The sequence below is a fragment of the Rhodococcus sp. S3 genome, from assembly GCF_058211795.1.
The window spans coordinates 4,225,463-4,246,550 of sequence record NZ_CM177074.1; the positions used below are offsets into that span (position 1 = coordinate 4,225,463).

General features: G+C 68.2%; 19 protein-coding genes. 8 read left to right on the top strand and 11 right to left on the bottom strand.

The annotated features are described in order from the left end of the window. Positions 1–69 precede the first annotated feature (69 nt). Complete coding sequence (locus AC0LPE_RS19645; protein WP_490605032.1) at positions 70–1,059, top strand: LLM class flavin-dependent oxidoreductase; 990 nt, start codon at positions 70–72, stop codon at positions 1,057–1,059. A gap of 96 nt (positions 1,060–1,155) precedes the next feature. Then, the gene (locus AC0LPE_RS19650) at positions 1,156–1,608 is read left to right on the top strand and encodes a hypothetical protein (protein ID WP_264722434.1); all 453 of its coding nucleotides are present in this window, start codon (positions 1,156–1,158) and stop codon (positions 1,606–1,608) included. An 80-nt stretch (positions 1,609–1,688) separates the two neighbouring features. Here AC0LPE_RS19650 and AC0LPE_RS19655 read toward each other — a convergent pair whose 3' ends face one another. The 5 genes from AC0LPE_RS19655 to dnaK form a co-directional block, all read right to left on the bottom strand. After that, a complete protein-coding gene (locus tag AC0LPE_RS19655) occupies positions 1,689–3,224 on the bottom strand; it encodes an FAD-binding protein (protein ID WP_088898855.1) in 1,536 nt (511 codons plus the stop codon). A gap of 143 nt (positions 3,225–3,367) precedes the next feature. Continuing rightward, positions 3,368–3,778, bottom strand: coding sequence for a heat shock protein transcriptional repressor HspR (locus tag AC0LPE_RS19660; RefSeq protein WP_490605033.1), 411 nt, complete (start codon positions 3,776–3,778; stop codon positions 3,368–3,370). Beyond that, entirely contained in the window at positions 3,771–4,943 is a 1,173-nt protein-coding gene (gene dnaJ / locus AC0LPE_RS19665) for a molecular chaperone DnaJ (RefSeq protein ID WP_490605034.1), read from the bottom strand. Before dnaJ ends, AC0LPE_RS19660 begins: the two co-directional genes overlap by 8 nt. A 32-nt stretch (positions 4,944–4,975) precedes the next feature. Next, positions 4,976–5,620 (bottom strand): nucleotide exchange factor GrpE, encoded by a 645-nt coding sequence (gene grpE / locus AC0LPE_RS19670; protein WP_490605035.1) that lies wholly within the window; start codon positions 5,618–5,620, stop codon positions 4,976–4,978. After that, a complete protein-coding gene (gene dnaK, locus AC0LPE_RS19675) occupies positions 5,617–7,458 on the bottom strand; it encodes a molecular chaperone DnaK (protein ID WP_024101921.1) in 1,842 nt (613 codons plus the stop codon). The genes grpE and dnaK overlap by 4 nt, the downstream gene beginning before the upstream one ends. Positions 7,459–7,847: 389 nt before the next feature. Between dnaK and AC0LPE_RS19680 the strand changes: the two genes are divergently transcribed. Beyond that, positions 7,848–9,500 carry a flavin-containing monooxygenase gene (locus AC0LPE_RS19680; protein WP_490605036.1) on the top strand — a complete coding sequence of 551 codons (1,653 nt, stop codon included), beginning with the start codon at positions 7,848–7,850 and terminating at the stop codon, positions 9,498–9,500. Positions 9,501–9,572: 72 nt separating this feature from the next. Here AC0LPE_RS19680 and AC0LPE_RS19685 read toward each other — a convergent pair whose 3' ends face one another. Then, positions 9,573–10,406, bottom strand: coding sequence for a mycofactocin-coupled SDR family oxidoreductase (locus tag AC0LPE_RS19685; RefSeq protein ID WP_490605037.1), 834 nt, complete (start codon positions 10,404–10,406; stop codon positions 9,573–9,575). Continuing rightward, on the bottom strand, positions 10,406–11,215 hold the full coding sequence (locus tag AC0LPE_RS19690) for a mycofactocin-coupled SDR family oxidoreductase (protein ID WP_490605038.1): 810 nt from the start codon (positions 11,213–11,215) through the stop codon (positions 10,406–10,408). Before AC0LPE_RS19690 ends, AC0LPE_RS19685 begins: the two co-directional genes overlap by 1 nt. A gap of 206 nt (positions 11,216–11,421) precedes the next feature. Between AC0LPE_RS19690 and AC0LPE_RS19695 the strand changes: the two genes are divergently transcribed. The 4 genes from AC0LPE_RS19695 to AC0LPE_RS19710 all read left to right on the top strand — a co-directional run bounded on the left by AC0LPE_RS19695 (position 11,422) and on the right by AC0LPE_RS19710 (position 15,787). Beyond that, positions 11,422–12,594 (top strand): 3-ketosteroid-9-alpha-monooxygenase, oxygenase component, encoded by a 1,173-nt coding sequence (locus AC0LPE_RS19695; RefSeq protein WP_088898848.1) that lies wholly within the window; start codon positions 11,422–11,424, stop codon positions 12,592–12,594. A gap of 44 nt (positions 12,595–12,638) precedes the next feature. Beyond that, entirely contained in the window at positions 12,639–13,820 is a 1,182-nt protein-coding gene (locus AC0LPE_RS19700) for an acyl-CoA dehydrogenase family protein (RefSeq protein WP_016695950.1), read from the top strand. 37 nt (positions 13,821–13,857) lie between these two features. Continuing rightward, positions 13,858–14,790 carry a biphenyl-2,3-diol 1,2-dioxygenase gene (gene bphC / locus AC0LPE_RS19705; protein WP_016695949.1) on the top strand — a complete coding sequence of 311 codons (933 nt, stop codon included), beginning with the start codon at positions 13,858–13,860 and terminating at the stop codon, positions 14,788–14,790. Positions 14,791–14,998: 208 nt separating this feature from the next. Further along, the gene (locus tag AC0LPE_RS19710) at positions 14,999–15,787 is read left to right on the top strand and encodes an IclR family transcriptional regulator (protein ID WP_258259042.1); all 789 of its coding nucleotides are present in this window, start codon (positions 14,999–15,001) and stop codon (positions 15,785–15,787) included. An 11-nt stretch (positions 15,788–15,798) separates the two neighbouring features. Here the strand turns inward: AC0LPE_RS19710 and AC0LPE_RS19715 are convergent, their stop codons facing one another. Next, on the bottom strand, positions 15,799–16,503 hold the full coding sequence (locus tag AC0LPE_RS19715; RefSeq protein WP_016695947.1) for a PadR family transcriptional regulator: 705 nt from the start codon (positions 16,501–16,503) through the stop codon (positions 15,799–15,801). Between the two features lie 150 nt (positions 16,504–16,653). Here AC0LPE_RS19715 and AC0LPE_RS19720 point away from each other — a divergent pair, with 150 nt between their 5' ends. After that, positions 16,654–16,908, top strand: coding sequence for a hypothetical protein (locus AC0LPE_RS19720; RefSeq protein WP_016695946.1), 255 nt, complete (start codon positions 16,654–16,656; stop codon positions 16,906–16,908). 27 nt (positions 16,909–16,935) lie between these two features. Here the strand turns inward: AC0LPE_RS19720 and AC0LPE_RS19725 are convergent, their stop codons facing one another. The 3 genes from AC0LPE_RS19725 to AC0LPE_RS19735 form a co-directional block, all read right to left on the bottom strand. Then, entirely contained in the window at positions 16,936–17,694 is a 759-nt protein-coding gene (locus AC0LPE_RS19725; RefSeq protein ID WP_016695945.1) for a MerR family transcriptional regulator, read from the bottom strand. A gap of 98 nt (positions 17,695–17,792) precedes the next feature. Beyond that, positions 17,793–19,250 carry a dynamin family protein gene (locus tag AC0LPE_RS19730; protein WP_490605039.1) on the bottom strand — a complete coding sequence of 486 codons (1,458 nt, stop codon included), beginning with the start codon at positions 19,248–19,250 and terminating at the stop codon, positions 17,793–17,795. Continuing rightward, complete coding sequence (locus tag AC0LPE_RS19735) at positions 19,247–21,064, bottom strand: dynamin family protein (RefSeq protein WP_490605040.1); 1,818 nt, start codon at positions 21,062–21,064, stop codon at positions 19,247–19,249. The genes AC0LPE_RS19730 and AC0LPE_RS19735 overlap by 4 nt, the downstream gene beginning before the upstream one ends. Positions 21,065–21,088 lie beyond the last annotated feature (24 nt).

A 21,088-nucleotide genomic window follows, 5' to 3' on the forward strand; every position in this document is an offset into this window, starting at 1 on the left:
TCACCGGTCGAGGTTGCTCCGAAGGTGTGCCCGGCGGCCGATACCGGGCCCCGACGCGAAGGATTACCGGTGACCGTTCCCCTCTCCATCCTCGACCTCGCACACATCGGCAAGGGTGAGACCGCCCGTGAGAGCTTCGACGCCAGCGTGAAGATGGCCCAGCTCGCCGAGCAGTGGGGTTACCGGCGAATCTGGTACGCCGAACACCACAACATGCCGACGATCGCCTCGTCGGCGACGAGTGTGCTCATCGCGCACGTCGCCGCGCACACCTCGTCGATCCGTCTCGGCGCCGGCGGCATCATGCTGCCGAACCACTCGCCGCTGACCATCGCCGAACAGTTCGGCACCCTCGCCACCCTGCATCCCGGCCGCATCGACCTCGGTCTCGGGCGCGCCCCCGGCAGCGACCAGAAGACCATGCGGGCGCTGCGCCGCGACCCGACCTCCGCCGACACCTTCCCGCAGGACGTCCTCGAACTGCAGGCCTACCTGAAGGGCGAGTCGCGGATCCCGGGAGTCGACGCGATCCCCGGTAAGGGCACCGACGTTCCGCTGTACATCCTGGGCTCGTCGTTGTTCGGCGCGAAACTCGCTGCCCTGCTCGGTCTTCCGTACGCCTTCGCGTCGCACTTCGCGCCGCAGGCCCTCGAGGACGCGGTGCGGCTGTACCGCCGCGAGTTCCAGCCCTCCCCCGACCACCCGGAGCCGCACGTCATCGCGGGTGTCGGCGTGATCGCCGCCGACACCACCGAGGAGGCGCAGTCGCTGTTCGAGGCGACCAAGCGGGCCCGGGTCGTCCAGATGGTCGGACGCGGGCGCACGTTCAGCGAGGAGGAGATCGACATGCTGCTCGACTCTCCCGCCGGCATGCAGGTGCTCGAGATGCTCCGGTACACCGCCGTGGGTACGCCGCAGGAGGTGCGCGACTACCTCGACCGGTTCACCGAGCGCGCGCAGGCCGACGAGCTGATCGTCGTGTCGTCGGCTCCCGGACGCGACGCGTGGCTGCGCTCGCTCGAGCTTGTTGCGCAGGTCAGCGACCTCGTCCCGGCCTGATCGCCGAACACCGGCGGATCGGGCTACCGACGGGTACACTTTGGCGGCCGGCCAGGCACGGCTGAGAACCACGAGTCGTCAACCGCCAGGAGCACGATGAAGTACCGCACCCGCGCTGTTGCAGCGGCAGTGCTGACCGCCGCAGCGGCGATCACTGCACCGGCCGCCGCGACAGCCGATTCCCTCCCCACCGACGGGCCCACCATCTCGGTGACGATCCGCAACGACACCGACGCACCGATGGTGCTCACGTCGACCGAGAACCCCTACGGCAGATGGGTGGACGAGCCGGCCGCGGTGGTCCCGGCCCGTTCCACCGAGACGGTCTCGGCGAGCAGCGCCGACCGGCGCGGGTTCGGCATCCAGATCGACTACACGATGCCCGGCGACGCGACCGTGGCGCTCATGGCCAACAATTACGGCACCGGCGTCGCGAACGGCGACGGCACCCACATCGAGGGTGCCAACCGACACGGCTTCGCGGTCGCTGCGATCGTGGAGGACGGATATCCGTTCATGACAGCGGACTTCGTCGTCACCAGGCCCTGAGACGACGAACCGGGCCCGAAGGGATACCTGCGTATCCCCCCGGGCCCGGTTCGTTTGTGCGTCGGCGTCGCGCCTCTGTGTCAGCGTCCCGCCGCGTCCATCACGGACAGGTGCGCGAACAGCGCGCTCGCGCCGATCGGGTTGCCGCCGCCGGGGTAGACGGTGCCGCTCGGTGCGGCCATCGTGTTGCCCGCCGCGTACAGGCCGGGGATCGGAGCGCCCTCGCTGTCGAGCACGCGCCCGACGGTGTCGGTCCGCAGACCGCCCTTGGTGCCGAGGTCGGAGATGCCGAACTGCGCCGCGTGGAAGGGTCCCTGTTCGATGGGGACCAGTGCGGAACCACCGCCGGTGAAGGCGAGATCGTAGGGTTCGTCCCCGCGACCGAAGTCCTCGTCGACTCCCTTCGCGGCCAGCTCGTTCCACCGCGCGACGGTCGCCTTCAGGGATTCGGCGGGCACACCGATCTGCTCGGCGAGTTCCTCGAGGGTGTCGGCGGTCTTCCACAGTCCCGCGTCGACGTACTTCTCGGTCTCGACGAGCGGCACGTTCGTCGCCCCGACCGGCGGGACCTCACCGTTCCGGTCGTCGTAGATCATCCAGAACGGCACTGTCATCTCGCCGCGTTCCATGCGGGCGATGACGTCGCGGCCCAGACGGTCGTAGGGTGCGTACTCGTTGGTGAACCGCGCACCGTCCTGGTCGACGAAGATGCCTCCGGTGAAGCACAGCGCGAACGCCGAGCGTCCGTCCGGGTGGGTCAATCCCGGCGACCACCAGGCCTGATCCATCAGATCCACGTCGGCGCCGACGGCGATGCCCGCCTCGTGGGCCTTGCCGAGATTCGACCACGGGCCCATCGAGTCCCGCGCGGCGCCGGGCACCCCGTACTTGCCGCGCATCTCGTCGTTCTGATCGAAGCCACCGGCGGCGAGGACGACGCCCTTGCGCGCGCGGATCGCCCGTCGCTCGCCGTCGTGCTCGACGATCGCGCCCACCACGGTTCCGTCCTCGACGATCAGTTCCTCGAGCGGGGTGTTCCGGTACAGGTTCACGTTCGGGTACTTGCGCAGGGCGATGAGGAATCGTCCGACGAGCGCGCGACCGCCGATGAGCATGTCGGGCAGGGGTTCGCCGTTGCGTTCGCGGCCGAGCGGGCCGCGGATCGACTCGTTGAGCTCGGGATCGGCGGCGATGGGCAGCGGCGACGGGACGATGTGACGTCCCTGGGCACGGGCCTTGGGCGCCTTGCCGAAGTAGTCGGGCCACGGGTAGACCATGAATTCGAGGTCGTCGTCGGACTCGAGATAGTCGATCAGCGGGGCGCCGCCGCGGACGTAGGCCTCCTGCAGTTCGCGCGGGGTGCGGTCGCCGACGACCGCGTGGTAGTAGGTCAGCGCGTCCTCGAGGGTGTCATCGTCACCGGCGCGCTGCAGGACCGCGTTGGTGGGGAACCAGACGCCGCCGCCCCCGGAGTACGCCGTGGTGCCGCCGAAGTACTCGGACGCCTCGACGAGGATCACCGACAGCCCTTCGCGCGCAGCGGTGTACGCACCGCAGCACCCTCCGGCTCCCGACCCCACCACGAGGACGTCGCATTCTTCCGCCCACTCCGCCATGACTGTTGCCTTCCGTCGACCGTTCGTGTGGAACACGCCACACTAGGCAGACGTCGGGTCCGCACAGGGCGATCGTCTCGCTGGGCGGGAGATTTTCGTTCTCGACCGTTCCGGCGGATCAGTCCCGCTCGACCGCGGTGCGGTCAGTCTCGTCTGTTGCGCGGCTTCCACACCACGAGGGCGTTGCTGCGCGGAATCGGCACCAGATCGCCGCGCGTCGAACGCAACTGGGCGACCTCTGCGTTGAGTTCGGCGACGCGCTGCTGCAGCGCCTCGACCTGGTTGGTCAGCTCTATGATCCGCTTGATCCCGGCGAGGTTGACACCTTCGTCCTGGGAGAGGCGCTGCACTTCGCGCAGCAGTTCGACGTCGCGCGGCGAGTACCGGCGGCCGCCACCGCTGGTGCGGTGCGGGGTGACGAGTCCGAGCCGGTCGTAGTTACGCAGCGTCTGCGCATGCATCCCGGCGAGTTCTGCTGCCACCGAGATGACGTAGACGCGCGCATCGGGTCCGGTGACAGATCCCGTGGCATTCTCGTCTCGCTCATCACGCACCTGCCCATCCCTCTCTAGGATCGAAACCGCTTGCCTCTTCTGCACGAAGATAGTTGTGCAGCGCTTCCGTCGCCTTCTCGTCGAGATTCTGCGGGATCGCGACCTTCACCGTGACGAGAAGATCACCGGCGCCGCCCCCGCGCTTGGGAACGCCGCGTCCGCGGACCCGCAGGACCCGGCCGTCGACCGTTCCCGGCGGGATCTTCAAGCCGACGCGGCCGTCGAGGGTCGGCACCGAGACGGTGCCGCCGAGGACGAGTTCGCCGTAGCTGACGGGCAGCACGAGGGTCAGATCGTCGCCCTCACGACCGAACACGCGGTCGGGGCGCACGTGCACCGTCACGAACAGGTCGCCGGACGGGGCGCCGCGCAGACCGGCCTCACCCTGACCGGCGAGGCGGATACGCGAACCGTCCTTGATGCCTGCGGGGACCCGCACGGTGATGGTGCGGGTGCGGTTCTGCACGCCGGTACCGCGGCAGTCGCTGCAGGGGTTGTCGATGATCGATCCGCTGCCCCGGCAGTCGTCGCACGGTTCCGAGAATCCGAACGCGCCCTGGTTACGGGAGACCACACCGCTTCCGTTGCAGTTCGGGCAGACCCGCGGGCTCGTTCCCGGCTGGGCACCGCTGCCGTGGCAGGTGGTGCACGGCGCCGGGCTGGTCATCCGCAGGGGAACCGTGACGCCCTGGACGGCGTCGCGGAAGTCGAGCGTCGTCTCGGTCTCGACATCGGATCCGCGGCGTGGACGCGAACGGCCGGCGGTGGAAGCAGTGCCGCCACCGGCGCGGTTGAACAGGCCACCGAAGAGGTCGCCGAGCCCACCGTCGCCGCCGCCGCCGAACAGGTCGCCGATGTCGAAGGTCGCTCCGGTGCCACCGGAGAATCCGCCGGCGCCGGGACGGAAGCCACCCGGCATGCCGCCGGAGGCGAACAGGCGCCGGGTCTCGTCGTATTCCTTGCGCTTGGCGGGATCCGACAGGACGGCGTTGGCCTCGCTGACGGCCTTGAAGCGTTCCTCGGCCTTGGCGTCACCGGGGTTGGCGTCGGGATGCAGGTCCCGCGCCAGTTTCCGGTAGGCCTTCTTGATCTCGTCCTGCGTTGCGTCGGGGGAGACGCCCAGGTCCTTGTAGAAATCCTTCTCGATCCACTCCCGCTGGCTCACCGGGCGTCTCCTCCTCTCGCGTTCTCTTGTTCTTACTCTGTGCCCGGCTCGCCCGACGGCGCGTCACCCGGCGTGTCCGCCGGATCGCCGTCGGTGACCGTCACCATCGCGTGCCGCAGGATGCGGTCGCCGAAGCGGTAACCCTTGCGGAGCACCGTCCCGAGCACCGGGTGGTGACCGTCGCCTTCCATCTGGACGGCCTCGTGCAGCTCGGGATCGAAGGCGTCGCCTTCCTCGCCGAACGCGACGAGTCCGACACTGTCGAACACACCGGTCAGCTTGCCGGACAGTGCCTTCAGCGGACCCGTCTCCAGGTCGCCGTGGGCGCGGGCCCGGTCGAGGTCGTCGAGGACGTCGAGGAACTTCGCCGCGACGGAGGCCTTGGCCTCCTCCGCGATCGCCGTGCGCTGCGCCTCGGCGCGGCGACGGTAGTTCGCGTACTCCGCGCTCACGCGCTGCAGATCGGCGGTGCGCTCGGCGAGTTCCTTCGCCTCCTGCGACTGTCCTTCGGTCTGCTCGGCCTTCTCGGCCTCACCCTCCGCAGGAACCGACTCGATCACCTCGCCCTCCTCGGCGCGCGGCTCCTCGGCGGGGTCGCGCACCTCGAAGGTCTCGGGGTCGATCCGTCGCTTGTCGGTGACGGTCACCGGTTCCTGCTCGGGCTTGTCGGCACTCACTTCTTCTCCGAATCGTTCGGCTCGTCGACGACCTCGGCGTCGACGACGTCGTCGGCACCTGCGGCCGCGCCGTCACCGGCAGCGGCACCCTCGGCGCCCTGCGCCTCGTAGATGGCCTGGCCGAGGGCCTGCGACTCGGTCGCGAGCTTCTCGACGGCGGCCTTGACCGCGTTGATGTCGGAGCCGGCGAGGGCGTCGTTGGCTTCCTTGATCGCAGCCTCGACCTTCTCCTTGACGTCGGCCGGGACCTTGTCCTCGTTCTCCTTGATGAACTTCTCGGTCTGGTGCACGAGCGACTCGGCCTGGTTGCGGACCTCGGCCTCCTCGCGACGCTTGCGGTCCTCCTCGGCGTGCGCCTCGGCGTCCTTGACCATCCGGTCGATCTCCTCCTGGGACAGGCCGGAGCCTTCCTGGATCTTGATCGTGTTCTCCTTGCCGGTGCCCTTGTCGCGGGCGGTGACGTGGACGATGCCGTTGGCGTCGATGTCGAAGGTCACCTCGATCTGCGGGACGCCACGCGGAGCCGGCGCGATGCCGCCGAGCTCGAACGAGCCGAGCAGCTTGTTGTGCGCCGCGATCTCACGCTCGCCCTGGAAGACCTGGATCTGCACCGACGGCTGGTTGTCGTCGGCGGTGGTGAAGGTCTCCGACCGCTTGGTGGGGATCGTGGTGTTGCGCTCGATGAGCTTGGTCATCACGCCGCCCTTGGTCTCGATACCCAGCGACAGCGGGGTGACGTCGAGCAGCAGCACGTCCTTGACCTCGCCCTTGAGGACGCCGGCCTGCAGGGCTGCACCCACGGCGACGACCTCGTCGGGGTTCACGCCCTTGTTGGGCTCGCGGCCACCGGTGAGCTCGCGCACCAGGTCGGTGACGGCGGGCATACGGGTCGAGCCGCCGACCAGCACGACGTGGTCGATGTCGCCGACGGAAATGCCGGCGTCCTTGACGACCTGCTGGAACGGAGCGCGGGTGCGCTCGAGGAGGTCGCCGGTGATCTTCTGGAACTCCGAGCGGGTGAGCTGCTCGTCGAGGAACAGCGGGTTCTTGTCCGCGTCGACGGTGATGTACGGCAGGTTGATCGAGGTCGACTGCGAGGACGACAGCTCGATCTTGGCCTTCTCGGCAGCCTCGCGCAGACGCTGCATGGCCATCTTGTCCTTGGTCAGGTCGACGCCGTGCTGTGCCTTGAACTTGTCGACGAGCCAGTTGACGATGCGCTCGTCCCAGTCGTCGCCACCGAGGTGGTTGTCGCCGGAGGTCGCGCGGACCTCGACGACGCCGTCGCCGATCTCGAGGAGGGAGACGTCGAAGGTGCCGCCACCGAGGTCGAAGACCAGGATGGTCTGCTCCTTCTCGCCCTTGTCGAGACCGTAGGCGAGGGCAGCCGCGGTGGGCTCGTTGACGATGCGCAGGACGTTGAGACCGGCGATGGTGCCGGCTTCCTTCGTGGCCTGACGCTGGGCGTCGTTGAAGTACGCCGGGACGGTGATGACCGCGTCGGTGATGTCCTCACCGAGGTAGGCCTCCGCGTCGCGCTTGAGCTTCATCAGCGTGCGGGCGCTGATCTCCTGCGGCGTGTACTTCTTGTCGTCGATGGCCACGGTCCAGTCCGTGCCGATGTGGCGCTTGACCGAACGGATGGTGCGGTCGACGTTGGTGACCGCCTGGTTCTTGGCGGGCTGACCCACCAGAACCTCACCGTTCTTCGCGAATGCGACGACGGACGGGGTGGTGCGGGACCCCTCGGCGTTGGCGACCACAACGGGCTCGCCGCCTTCCAGAACGGAAACGACCGAGTTGGTGGTTCCGAGGTCGATGCCGACCGCACGAGCCATAATTTTCCTCCAATGTTCCTGCCGCGACGCGTGCGCGCCGCGAAAACGTTCCATGCCCGACCTGAGCCCGTTCGACTCAGGTGAGCGCGGTCGACTCAAGCCTGCACCCGAGCGGTCCACGCCGTCAAGTGAAGTTGAGTCTCATGCGCTCAAGTTGTTGTCTGACTCGTCCAACGGCAGGTCGTGGACTTTTGTTCCGAGCGTGACGCAGATCACGTAGACGTCGGGATCGCGCTGTTCCGCTTGCTCCCCCGCGTCCGCGGAAACGACCCGCTGGGCGGGAGAGACCGGTGCCCCGCCCGTTCCCACAGCCCTAGCGTGAGGCCACTTCATGAACCTCCGTGTCCGTTCCGGGACCGGACCGTTCGCGCTCGTGGAAGGACTCCAAGTTGAACGGACAGCATTTCCGATCCGTCGTCACCGCACCCGATGCCACCTCGTACGACGTCGTCGTGGTCGGGGCCGGCGTCGCCGGCCTCTACGCGATCCACCGATTCCGCAGCCAGGGCCTGACGGTCCGCGCGTTCGAGGCCGCGTCGGGGGTGGGCGGGGTCTGGTACTGGAACCGCTACCCCGGCGCGCGCTGCGACGTCGAGTCGATCGACTACTCCTATTCCTTCTCCCCCGAACTCGAGCAGGAGTGGAACTGGAGCGAGAAGTACGCCACCCAGCCCGAGATCCTCGCCTATCTCGAGCACGTCGCCGACCGCTTCGACCTGCGCCGCGACATCCGGTTCGACACCCGCGTCACCTCCGCGGTCCTCGACGAGGACGCCCTGCGCTGGACCGTGCGCACCGATCGCGGTGACGAGGTCTCGGCCCGCTTCCTCGTCGTGGCCGCCGGGCCGCTGTCGAACGCGAACACCCCGGCATTCGACGGCCTCGACCGCTTCACCGGCGACATCGTCCACACGGCCCGCTGGCCCCACGACGGCGTCGATCTCACCGGCAAGCGCGTCGGCGTGATCGGCACCGGATCGTCGGGCATCCAGTCGATCCCGATCATCGCCGAGCAGGCCGAGCGGCTGTTCGTCTTCCAGCGCTCGGCGAACTACAGCATCCCCGCCGGCAACGTGCCGCTCGACGACACCACCCGCGCCGAGCAGAAGGCGAACTACGCCGAACGGCGCCGGCTGTCACGGGAATCCGGCGGCGGCTCGCCGCACCGGCCGCACCCGAAGTCGGCACTCGAGGTCTCCGAGGACGAACGACGCGCCGTCTACGAGGAACGCTGGAAGCTCGGCGGCGTCCTCTATTCCAAGGCGTTCCCCGATCAGCTCACCGATCCCGCTGCCAACGACACCGCCCGTGCGTTCTGGGAGGAGAAGATCCGCGCGGTCGTCGACGATCCCGCGGTCGCCGAGCTGCTGATCCCCAAGGACCACGCGATCGGCGCCAAGCGCATCGTCACCGACAGCGGGTACTACGAGACGTACAACCGCGACAACGTCGAACTCGTCGACCTGCGCAGCACGCCGCTCGTCGGTATGGACGAGACCGGCATCGTCACCACCGGCGCGCACTACGACCTCGACGTGATCGTCCTCGCGACCGGCTTCGACGCCATGACCGGTTCGCTCGACAAGCTCGAGATCGTCGGCCGCGGTGGCCGCACCCTGAAGGAGAAGTGGGCGGCCGGCCCGCAGACCTATCTCGGACTCGGCATCGACGGCTTCCCCAACTTCTTCAACCTCACCGGCCCCGGCAGTCCGTCGGTCCTCGCGAACATGGTGTTGCACTCCGAACTCCACGTCGACTGGGTCGCGGACGCGATCGCCTATCTCGATGCGCGCGGCGCCGCCGGTATCGAGGGCACGCCGGAGGCCGTCGCCGACTGGGTGGAGGAATGCCGCAACCGGGCCGAGGCGTCGCTGCTGAACTCCGCGAACTCCTGGTACCTCGGCGCGAACATTCCCGGGCGGCCCCGCGTGTTCATGCCCTTCCTCGGTGGCTTCGGCATCTACCGCGAGATCATCACGGAAGTAGCCGAATCCGGGTACAAGGGGTTCGCGATCCTCGAGGGCCGAGACCCCGGACGGTAGGACAAAGGACCGACCGGTTGCGCCCGTCGAGCAATTCGTCCGGGCGCAACCGGTGGTGGTCCGACCCAGTGCTTACTTGATGCAGTGCCCGGCGTCGACGGGCAGGGTGACACCGGTGATGTAGCGGGACTCCTCGGATGCGAGGAACAGGCTCGCGTTCGCGATGTCCTCGGGTTCGATCAACGGCACGGGGAGCAGGTGCATCGACTGCAGGGCCGCCTCGAACTGCTCCCGCGTCGGGTTCTCGACACCCGGGCAGAAGGTGCGCATCGTGGCCGGGTTCTCCACCATCGTGGTCCGGGTGTTGGCGGGGTGGATCGTGTTGACCCGCACCCGATGCGGGGCGAGTTCGTTGGCGAGCGACTTCATCAGCCCCACCACACCGTGCTTGGCGGCGGTGTAGTGCCCGACGCTCACGAGCCCGCGCAGACCCGCGATCGAACTGACGAGCACGATCGAGCCTCCGCGACCACCGGTCACGATGTGCGGGATCGCGGCCTTGCATGTGCGCCACACGCCGGTGAGGTTGACGTCGAGCATGGTCTGCCAGCGTTCGGAGTCCATCTCCGTCGCCCGGCCCGACGAGCTGATGCCCGCCGTCGCGCACACGACGTCGAGCCGGCCGAGCGCGGCGACCCCTTGCGCCACCGCGTCGTCGAGCGACGGCTGGTCGCGCACGTCCACCTCGAAGGCACAGATCTTCCGGCCGAGCGATTCCACCAGTCGCACGGTCTCGGCGAGATCAGCCGGTGACGCGCCGGGTGTGGTCGCGTGGTCCACCGGGGCGCACACGTCGACGGCGACGATGTCGGCACCTTCCTGCGCGAACCGCACCGCCTGGGCGCGGCCCATCCCCCGCACTGCGCCGGTGATCAGCGCGACCTTCCCGTCCAGACGTCCACTCATCACGCCACCTTCTGGGTCAGGCCGCCGTCGACGACCATCTGCAGGCCGGTGACGTAACGGGATTCGTCGGATGCGAGGAACAACACCGCATTGCTCACGTCGGCCGGTTCGACCCACGGCACGCGCAACAGCGTCTTCGTCGACAGCACCTCCGCGGCGTCGTCGGCGGTGGGCGCGTCGAGATCGGGGCGCAACCGCGCGAAGGTCGCGGGGTTGAGCGTCATCGGTGTCGCCGCCGCACCCGGATGAACGGTGCTGACGCGGATCGCCCGCGCCCCGAGTTCGTTCGCCAGGGTCTTGGCCAGACCCGTGACGGCATGCTTCGCCGCCGAGTAGTGCGACGCTCCCGGTACGGCCTTGATCGCGGCGGTGGAGCTGACGATGATCACTGAGCCACCGGCGGGATCGAGTTCGGCGACACCGGCTTTGACGGTGTGCCAGGTTCCGGTGAGGTTGACGTCGATCGACCGGTTCCAGATCTCGTCGTCGATCTCCCAGGACGGGCCCGGATTGTCGCTGATGCCGGCGTTCGCGACGACGACGTCGAGCGGGCCGAGCTCGGACACTCCGGCCCGCACCGCCGCGACCACCGCGTCGAAGTCGCGGACGTCCGCTGTTCCGGTGACGATCCGGCGGCCCGTCGCGCGGACGAGGCGGGCGGTTTCGTCCAGTTCGGCCTCCGTGCGACCACCCGGCAGGTCCAGCGCGACGATGTCGGCGCCCTCCTCGGCCAGCCGCGTCGCGCACGCGCGCCCGAGCCCACCTGCGGCACCCGTGATCAGTGCGACCTTCCCGGTCATCCGTGTCATGGAACGTTCCTTTCGCCGTGACGTGTCGCGACGCTAACGACCGGTGACGCCGATCCGGGAGGTCTTCTCCCGTGTGACGGGAGGCGTCCTCCCCACCGATTTGTCGCGTTCCATCCAGCGGGAGACACGCTTCACGCGGCGAGTGGCCGACGAGTTCCATGAGGCGCATCACAAGTCTCTCCACCACTGACGGCACGGAGGAATTCATGTCCATCGACACCGCACGCTCCACACCGGACGACGACGTCGAGATCCGCGAGATCCAGGCCGCGGCCGCTCCCACCCGCTTCGCCCGTGGCTGGCACTGCCTCGGCCTGCTCCGCGACTTCCAGGACGGCAAGCCGCACTCCATCGAGGCCTTCGGCACCAAGCTGGTCGTGTTCGCCGACAGCAAGGGGCAGCTCAACGTCCTCGACGCCTACTGCCGGCACATGGGTGGCGACCTGAGCCGCGGCGAGGTCAAGGGCGACTCGATCGCGTGCCCGTTCCACGACTGGCGCTGGAACGGCAAGGGCAAGTGCACCGACATCCCCTACGCCCGGCGTGTCCCGCCGATCGCGAAGACCCGCGCCTGGACGACGCTGGAGCGCAACGGCCAGCTGTACGTGTGGAACGACCCGCAGGGCAATCCGCCGCCGGAGGACGTCACCATCCCGGAGATCGCCGGCTACGGCACCGACGAGTGGACGGACTGGAGCTGGAAGAGCTTGCGAATCAAGGGTTCGCACTGCCGTGAGATCGTCGACAACGTCGTCGACATGGCGCACTTCTTCTACATCCACTACTCGTTCCCGCGCTACTTCAAGAACGTCTTCGAGGGCCACACCGCCACGCAGTACATGCACTCGACCGGTCGCGAGGACGTCATCAGCGGCACCAACTACGACGACCCCAACGCCGAACTGCGTTCGGAAGCGACCTATTTCGGCCCGTCGTACATGATCGACTGGCTCGAATCCGATGCCAACGGCCAGACCATCGAGACGGTGCTCATCAACTGCCACTACCCGGTGAGCAACAACGAGTTCGTGCTGCAGTACGGCGCGATCGTCAAGAAGCTCCCGGGCGTGTCGGACGAGATGGCCGCCGGGATGGCCGCGCAGTTCGCCGAGGGTGTGCAGCTCGGTTTCGAGCAGGACGTCGAGATCTGGAAGAACAAGGCACCGATCGACAATCCGCTGCTGTCCGAGGAGGACGGCCCGGTTTACCAGCTGCGTCGCTGGTACCAGCAGTTCTACGTCGATGTCGAGGACATCACCGAGGACATGACCAAGCGCTTCGAGTTCGAGATCGACACCACCCGGGCGGTCGCGAGCTGGCAGAAGGAGGTCGCGGAGAACCTCGCGAAGCAGGCCGAAGACTCGACCGCGACCCCCTAGAGGCCCCTCGTCGCATCCCCCACCCCATCAGAAGGAACACGATCATGAGCTACGAAGTCCTGGCCGGCATCGAGGCCGCGGCCGACGACATCTTCGTCGAAGGTGTCGAGGCCGAACGAATCGGCAAGGTCGCCGACGCGACCGTCAAGCGCATGAAGGAGTCCGGCTCCATCCGCATGCTGCAGCCCAAGGAGCACGGCGGTTTCGAGTCGCATCCACGCGAGTTCGCCGAGACGGTCATGCGGATGGCGTCGCTCAATCCTTCGGCCGGCTGGGTCCACGGCATCGTGGGCGTGCATCCCTGGCAGCTCGCGTTCGCCGATCCCAGGGTCCAGCAGGAGGTCTGGGGCAAGGACCAGGACACGTGGCTCGCGTCGCCGTACATGCCGGGCGGCATGTGTGTGCCGGTCGACGGCGGCTACAAGTTCTCCGGCAGGTGGTCGTTCTCCTCGGGCACCGACCACTGCGACTGGGCGTTCCTCGGCGCGATGGCATGCAATCCGGACGGCAGCGTGCAGATGCCGCCGCGCATGCTGCACGTGATCATCCCGCGGTCCGACTACCGGATCATCGACGACTCGTGGGACGTCGTGGGTCTGCGCGGGACGGGGTCGAAGGACGTCGTCGTCGAGGACGCCTTCGTGCCGGACTACCGCGTCATGGACTGCGACGAGGTCATCGACGGCACCGCCGTCCGCAAGTACGGCCGCACCGAGTCGCTGTACCTGATGCCGTGGTCGAACATGTTCCCGCTCGGGATCACCTCGGCCACCATCGGCATCTGCGAGGGCTTGCTGCACCACGCCAACGAGTACCAGCGCGAGCGCATCAACCCCCAGGGCACGGCCGTCAAGGACGATCCCTACACCCTGTTCGCGATCGGTGAGGCCACCGCGAAACTACGGTCGGCACGGGATTCGCTGCTCGCCAACGTCGATCGCATGTGGGACATCGTCGACTCCGGGAGGACGCCGACCTTCGAGCAGCGTGCCCTCGGCCGCGAGACCCAGGTGAACGCCGCCTGGCAGGCCGTCACCGCCGTCGACCAGGTCTACGCCCGGTGCGGCGGTAACGCACTGCGGATGGACAAGCCGATGCAGCGGTTCTGGCGCGACGCGCACGCCGGTCTGCACCACGCGATCCACGTCCCGGGCACGGTCTACCACGCGGCGACGCTGAGCGGCCTCGGCGTGGACCCGCAGGGTCCGCTGCGGGCGATGATCTGACCTTCCACACATCCGAATCGACAACGGAGACAACAGTATGAGCAAGTCCGACGTCGGCAGTTTCGGCACCGACATCCGCGGTCTGGGATACGTGAGGATCCAGACGAACGACATGGAGCGCTGGCGGAAGTTCGCCTTCGAGGTCCTCGGCTTCGCCCAGGGGTCCGGGCCGGAGGAGAACGCGCTGTACCTGCGCATGGACGAGCGCAGCGCGCGCATCGTCGTGGTGCCGGGCGAGGACGACAGGGTCGTCACGATCGGCTGGGAGGTCCGCGACCGCGCGGCCCTGGCACGCGTCCAAGCAGCCGTCGAGGCGGCCGGGGTGGCCGTCAAGCCGCTGTCGGTCGAGGAAGCCGACCTGCGCCGGGTGGAGGAGGTCATCACCTTCCAGGATCCGAGCGGTGCGACCCTCGAGGTCTTCCACGGCCCGGTACTCGACCACAGCCCGGTGGTCACGCCGTTCGGGGCAAAGTTCGTGACGGGCGCGCAGGGACTCGGCCACGTCGTCCTGCCGGTCACCGACATCAACGGCACCTTCGACTTCTACACCGAGGTCCTCGGATTCCTGCCGCGCGGCGCCTTCCGGTTGCCGGCACCGCCGGAGTTCGGGCCGATGCGCCTGCGCTTCCTGGGCGTCAACCAGCGCCATCACAGCCTCGCGCTGATCCCGGCTCCTCACGGTGGCGCCCCGGGGCTGATCCACCTCATGGTCGAGGTCGACACCCTCGACGCGGTCGGCCAGGCTCTCGACCGGGTCGTCAAGGACGGTTTCTCGGTGTCGTCGACGCTGGGTCGGCACACCAACGACAAGATGGTGTCGTTCTACGTCCGCGCTCCCGGCGGCTGGGACATCGAGTTCGGTACCGACGGGCAGCTCGTGGACGAGACGTTCTACACGTCCGAGGAGATCACCGCCGACAGCTACTGGGGCCACGACTGGTCCGGCAGCGAGCCGCTCGCCGCCATGTAGCACCGCAGCTCCGCACTTCCGGACAACTGCAGATCGCTCCCCGAAGAGGGGGAACCCCGTCCACCAGGACAGCGGGTTCCCCCTCTTCGGCATGCAATCTCGGTGATCCACTTCACAAATCCGCGCGCGTATGTCACTATTTCTAATAGAAATACCCACGTCAGTTGGGTTTCGTGGCGATTCTCGCCCCTGATCGAGGGAGATATCGGTGACCGCACCCGCGACTGCAGACTCCACCCCCACCGCAATTCTCGAACGGATCTCGCTCGTCCTGGACGCCTTCGACGGCCCCGGACGACTCACGCTCGCCCAGGTCGTCAGGCGGACCGGGCTGCCCCGCTCGTCCGCCCATCGGATGCTCGAACGACTCGTCGAGATGCGGTGGCTGCGCCGCGAGGGCCGCGACTACGAACTCGGCACCCGCTTGATGGAGCTCGGTTCGATCGCCGTCCACCAGAACCGCCTGCACAGCGCCGCCGCCCCGATCCTGCACGACCTGCACCGCGCCACCGGATACGTCGTGCACCTCGGCGTACTCGACGGGCACGACGTGCTCTACCTCGACAAGGTCGGCGGCCGGCTCGCCACCGAGCTGCCCACCCGCGTCGGCAGTCGCTATCCCGCACGCAATTCCGCGATCGGCAAGGCCCTGCTCGCCTACACCCCGCACAGCACCGACGACCTCGCCGATCTCACCCCCGAACTGCGCAAGGTCCGCGAGACGGGCGTGGCGTACGAGGTGACCCGGATCTCCGGCGGGATCGGCATCATCGCCGTCCCGATCGGCCCCGTCGGCGATGTCGTCGCCGCCCTGTCCATCTGCGGACCGACCAGCCATCTCAAGTTCGATCACCGCCACGCCGCCCCGGTCCGTATGGCGGCGAACGCGATCCACCGATCTCTCACCGGACGCCCCCGCACCGCGCCGGTCGTGCCGCGGCCGCACCACCAGGGCCTGTCCGCAGCGACGGCACAACCTCGGCTGCAGTACGCCTGAGCGGCGCCGACTCAGCTGCGCTCGCGCCGTTCGAGCCCCAGCACGAAGTCCTCCACGTCGCGCCAGGACCCGGCGACCTGCGGAACGGGATTGCCCAGTTCGTCGCGGTCCTGGACGGACGAGAACGTCTCGGCCGCCTCGTCGATGTCGGCCAGGACCTGCTTCGCCAGATCGATCTCGGCCTGGAAGTAGCGTTCGGCCCAGACCAGGCTCATGCGGGAGAACGCCCATGCCGGTTCGCGGTTGGCGTGATCGCCGTGCAGTTTCGCCCGCTCCCGCATGGACTCCATGTTCTCGATATGCGACCGGACGAGCTTCTTCAGTTCGTCGGGCTCGTTGAGATGCCCCATCCACAGACGCAGCATGAGGCCGTGCTTGAGGACCGGCTGTTCGACGGGCGCAGCCCGCGACCAGTTCCGCACGGCACGGGTGCCGCGTTCGGTGACGCGGTAGACCCGGCGGCCGCGTTCCCCCGGCTCGGACACCATCTCCGACTCGGCCAGTCCTGCCGCCTCGAGCTTCTTGAGTTCGGCGTAGATCTGGCTGACGGACGGACTCCAGTAGAAGAAGCCGATGCTCCAGTCCGCCCACTTCTTCAGGTCGTAACCGGTGAGTCCCTCACCGAAGGTGAGCATGCCCAGAACGGCCCAACTCGTGGCGGGCAACGACGGGTAACTGTCGTCGGAAGCATCGGCGACAGGCTCGATCTCGGGCATGATCGAAGCCTAACAGCCCAGGTAGATGCAGGTGCAGTGCGCCGGATTACGCCCACTGAGCGGAACGTGGTCTCCCGTTCGGTGGGAGAACGGGAGACTCGGCCGGGCGCCGCAACTAGCGTCGCTGTCACAGCCCCAGGAGGTCCGATCATGGAAAGCGTCACCTGCAACCACTGCAGCAATCGCGTCCTCGTCGAGAAGTACAGCGAGGCACACACCAGCATCCAGTGGCTCGACGACGCCGACAGCGTCTGCCCCGAGTTCGCGCGGGCCCGCACCGCCCAGGAAGGCCGTGCCTGGATCCCCACCTGCCACAAACTGCAGCAGACGATCGACGACCTGATCGTCTCCGGCCAGATCGGCCTGTCGCTGCGCAGCTATCCGGTACCCGGCCGCCTCGAATGACGCGGAGCGCGGCCGGGATCCGCCGGATCACATCCCCCGCGCCTCGTTCGCCTTCGTGATGAACTCGATCTGTTCACGACTCGGCCCGCAGAACTCCTGCTCGATCTGCTGCGCGTTGTCCTCGTGCATGCGGTAGAGGCTGTCGCGTAGGCCCTCGTCGCCGCCGTGGAACTGCTCGAGCAGACCCATCCATTGCCGTGCCATCTCCTGGGCCTCGGGAGAAGCCGGATCCATCCCCGCACTCAGTGCAGCGTCGACACGTGGGATGAGCTCCTGCCACGACGCCTCCGCCGCCGTGATGACGTCGTCGCCCAGCCTTGCGCGTCGTTCCGCGAGGTCTGCGATCTGTCCCTTGTCGAAATACTTCTCGAAGACGTCGTCCACTTCGATCACTCCTCGGATCACCTGAAGGAAGTCGGCGACCGATGCATCCGGCGACGTTCGGACCGTGCGGGAGAGCATCTCGACCTGGGCGCGCAGCGTGCGGGTTGCCGCGAGCTGATCGTCCAGGTAGGCACGGTGTGCATCGAGGATCTCCGACAGCGAGGTGTCACCGTCGGTGACCGTGGCGATCGCGTCCAGCGACAGCCCGAGCTGACGCAGCACCAGCACCTGGTACAGCCTCTCGACGTCCGGCTCCTCGTACAACCGGTGACCCGACGCCGTCCGGCCCGACGGCCGCACGAGGCCTATGTCGTCGTAGTGATGCAGGGTCCGCACGGTCAGGCCCGTCTCCGCTGCGAGACGCCCCACCTTCCATTGCTGTCCGGAACGTGTCTGCTGCATCGTCCACCCACTTCCACCGGCACTCCGTGTACCGGCACGATCGACGCTATGACCTCACGTTACGTGAGGTGCAAGCCGATCGTCCGGCTACAACTCGTCTACCGGCCGGCTCCCGCGACCAGCCCTTCCGCACTGCGCACCGCCACCGAGGCGGCCTTCACGGTGAACGGATCGAGCAACGGATGCTCTGCGCGGGATCGCCAGTGCCGCACAGCATCGACGGCCGCCGCGCGGATCTCGGCGGGCGACGCGTCGTCGGCAAGACCGAGGCGCCGGGTGGCGCCGATCCCGGATCCACCGACCACACGCTGCAGCGCCAGGACCTCCTCGTCGGGCAACGACACCGACGCCGACCGCAGTCTGCCCAGCAGGCGGAGTTCGGCGAAGCCGTGGTCGTCGGCCAGTTCGCGTCGCACGGCTCCCAGCAGCTCGTGGTCGCCGCACGCGTGCAGCACCCGTTCGAGCGCCAGCAACGCCGAATGGGTCTTGAGCTGATCGGCACGCTGACCGAACTGCACATCGATGACCTGACGCAGCTCGTCGAGCCCGCTGCGCGCGACGAGTTCCGCGGCGAGGGACGGTGAATCGCGCGCGCCGAGCTGCACGAGCAGCACCGCGGTGCGGATGCCGAACAGACCGAACCGGTCGACGAGACGCGCCCGCATCCCGGGATCGACGGGCAGGTCGACGTCGGGCCGCGCGAAACGATCGGCCGACAACATCGCGACCTGCAGTTGGTCCACCGGCACCTGAGCGAGCGCCTCGAAGGCCGCGAACTCGTTCTGCCGCAGGGTCCGTGCGGCAAGGGCGAGCAGTCCGGCGACCGGCACGACCGCCTGGCACAGTCCGGTGCGTTCGAGTTCGTCGGTGAACCTCGCCGCGACCTGCTTCGCCGACATCATCGCGTCGGCGCGACCGGCACCGACCTCGTCGGCGCGCGACACCACCCCGACGATGCCGAGCGGCCCCGATCCCCCGCCGACGTGCCGGCCGATCCGTTCGAGGAATTCGACGTCGGCGGCGCCGAGCGAGCGCATCAGGTAGACGACGGCGTCCGCCCCGGAGGCCGATTCCTCCGGGGTGAGCAGCGCCAGGGTCCGCGCCGACACGTCCTGCGACAACGACGACGTGCCCGGGGTGTCGATGATGGTGGTCTGTGCCAGCGCGCTGGCCGGCCATTCGACGTCGATGAAGTCGACGCGGTCGGCGGTGAGTTCGCCGAGGTCGAAGGTCAGACGCCCGTCGGGACGCTGCACGGGCACCGGCATGCGGTGGTCCCCGTCGTACCAGGCGTTCACCGACGGCACCGGTCCGTTGCGGTACCAGGTGACGACGCGCGTGCACTCCGTCGCGTCTGTGGGTGCGATGTCCTGTCCCACAAGCGCATTGAGGAGGGTCGACTTGCCGGCCTTGAGCGATCCGGCGAGCGCGACCCGCAGCGGCTGATCGAGTCGCGCGGCGCAGTGGTCGAGCCGGTCCGCGACGGCCGGGTTCCCGCCGTACGACGTGCGTGCCCGGTCGAGCAGGTCGCGGGCGCGCGCGAGAGCCGGGGTCACGCCGACACTCCCGCGAGTTCCGCGGCGCGCTCGCGCAATCGGCTCAGTTCCGCGACCTGCGTGTCGAGTTCACCGATCCGACGGCGGCGTTCCTGTTCCTGCACGGTCGCGGCCTGACGGGTCGCTTCGAGCGAATCGTCGAGCGATCGCAGTGTCTGCTCGGCGATCTCGGTGAAGTGATCGCGCAACTGACGCTGGATGAGGCGGAGCCGGTCCTTCGATTCCTTGCCGACCTGGAAGCTCACGTCGTCGGTGAAGGCGCGGATCGCGTTCTTCGCGTCGGCGCGGCGTCTGGCGAGCCGGACCTGCTTGTCGTCGCGATACGCCTTGGTGCCCAGGACGACTCCGGCTCCCACCGAGATCGGGTTCACGAGTGCCATCCCCATCAGGGTGGTGACCAGACCGAACATCAGCACGCCGCCGTAGGAGCCCTTCATACCGACGAGCACCTTCTGACCGATACCGATCCGGCCCGATTCGAGATCGGACAGGTTCTCGACGGGATCGAGCAGCGTCGACAGGTCACCGAGATGCAGCGAGGGCAGGGACGCGTCGTCGAGCGCGAAGTGCTCCGCCACCCTGCCGGCAAGGATCTCGGCGCGTTCGTGCGCCCACACGAAGTTGTCACCGACGGATTCGGCGACCTGCTCGGCGAGCCACTGCCCCAGCCGCGGCCACTCCTTGCCCGGATCGCAGTCGTCCACGGATGCTTCGGCGTCGCGGGTCACCGTGCGCAACCGGTCGCGCAGGTCGTGGTCGATGTCGGCCGCGAGATCGGCGATGCCGTCCGACAACGTGATCTGCCACCGCGCCGCCCGCGTCCGCAATGCCTCGGTCGCGGCGCGCGCCCGGTGCAGGTCCTCGATCGCGGCGTTCCCGGAGTCGGGGCCGCGCAGGGCGGCGAGTTCGCTCTCGCAGCCGAGCGCGAGATGGTCGACGACGGTCTTCACGTCGTGCGCCACCGACAGTCGAGCCGAGTCTGCGTTGCGCGCGACCACCTGGTCGCGCAGGAAGTCGTAGATCGCGTCGAAACCGGATTCCTGCTGCAGCGAAGCGTCTTCGGTGCGCAGAGCGTACTCGCGCAGCAGGGACGAGACCGGCAGCAACGGCAGGTCGAGTCCCGCGCGCTGCAGATGTTCGCGGTCGGCGTCGACGATCGCGCGCCAGTGCGGATACACGTCGGTTTTGGTGACGAGCACCGCCGACGCCGGGCACAGCGTCTGCACCTGTCGCAGGAACGACATCTCCGGTGCGGTGAACTCCTGGCTCGCATCCGAGACGACGAAGACCGCGTCCGCAGTCGCAAGAAGCGTCAATGTGGCTGCGGTGTGCGGATTCCCGTGCCCACCCACACCCGGGGTGTCGACGAACACGAGTCCGTCGGCAAGCAGTGGGCTCGGCACGCTCACCTCGAGCCGTTCGACGTCCCGGCCGGCGCTGCGTGGCGCGACCTGCTGCAGGTCGCCGAAAGGCACGGCGATCCGCGGCGCCGAACCGGTCGGGACGAGTTCGGCGGACGGCTCCTGCCCGTGCTGCACGAGCGTGGGGACCGCGGTGGTCTCGTCGTCGCCGACGGAACACACCTCGAGGCCGAGCAGTGCGTTCACGAACCGGCTCTTGCCCTGGTTCAGACCCCCGACGACGACCACCCGCAGTCGCGGGTCGGTGACCTTCGTGCGGGCGGCCGTCAGCCGGTCGGTGAGATCGTTGCGTCCGGCGCTGCGGGAGCGCGCGATCGCGGAGTCGATCAGGTCGAGGAGCGCTCGACGTCTCGAGGGATCGGATGGATGCTGCGTATCCGGTGAATGCTGCATGGGCTGCGTCGACTCGCCTTCCGT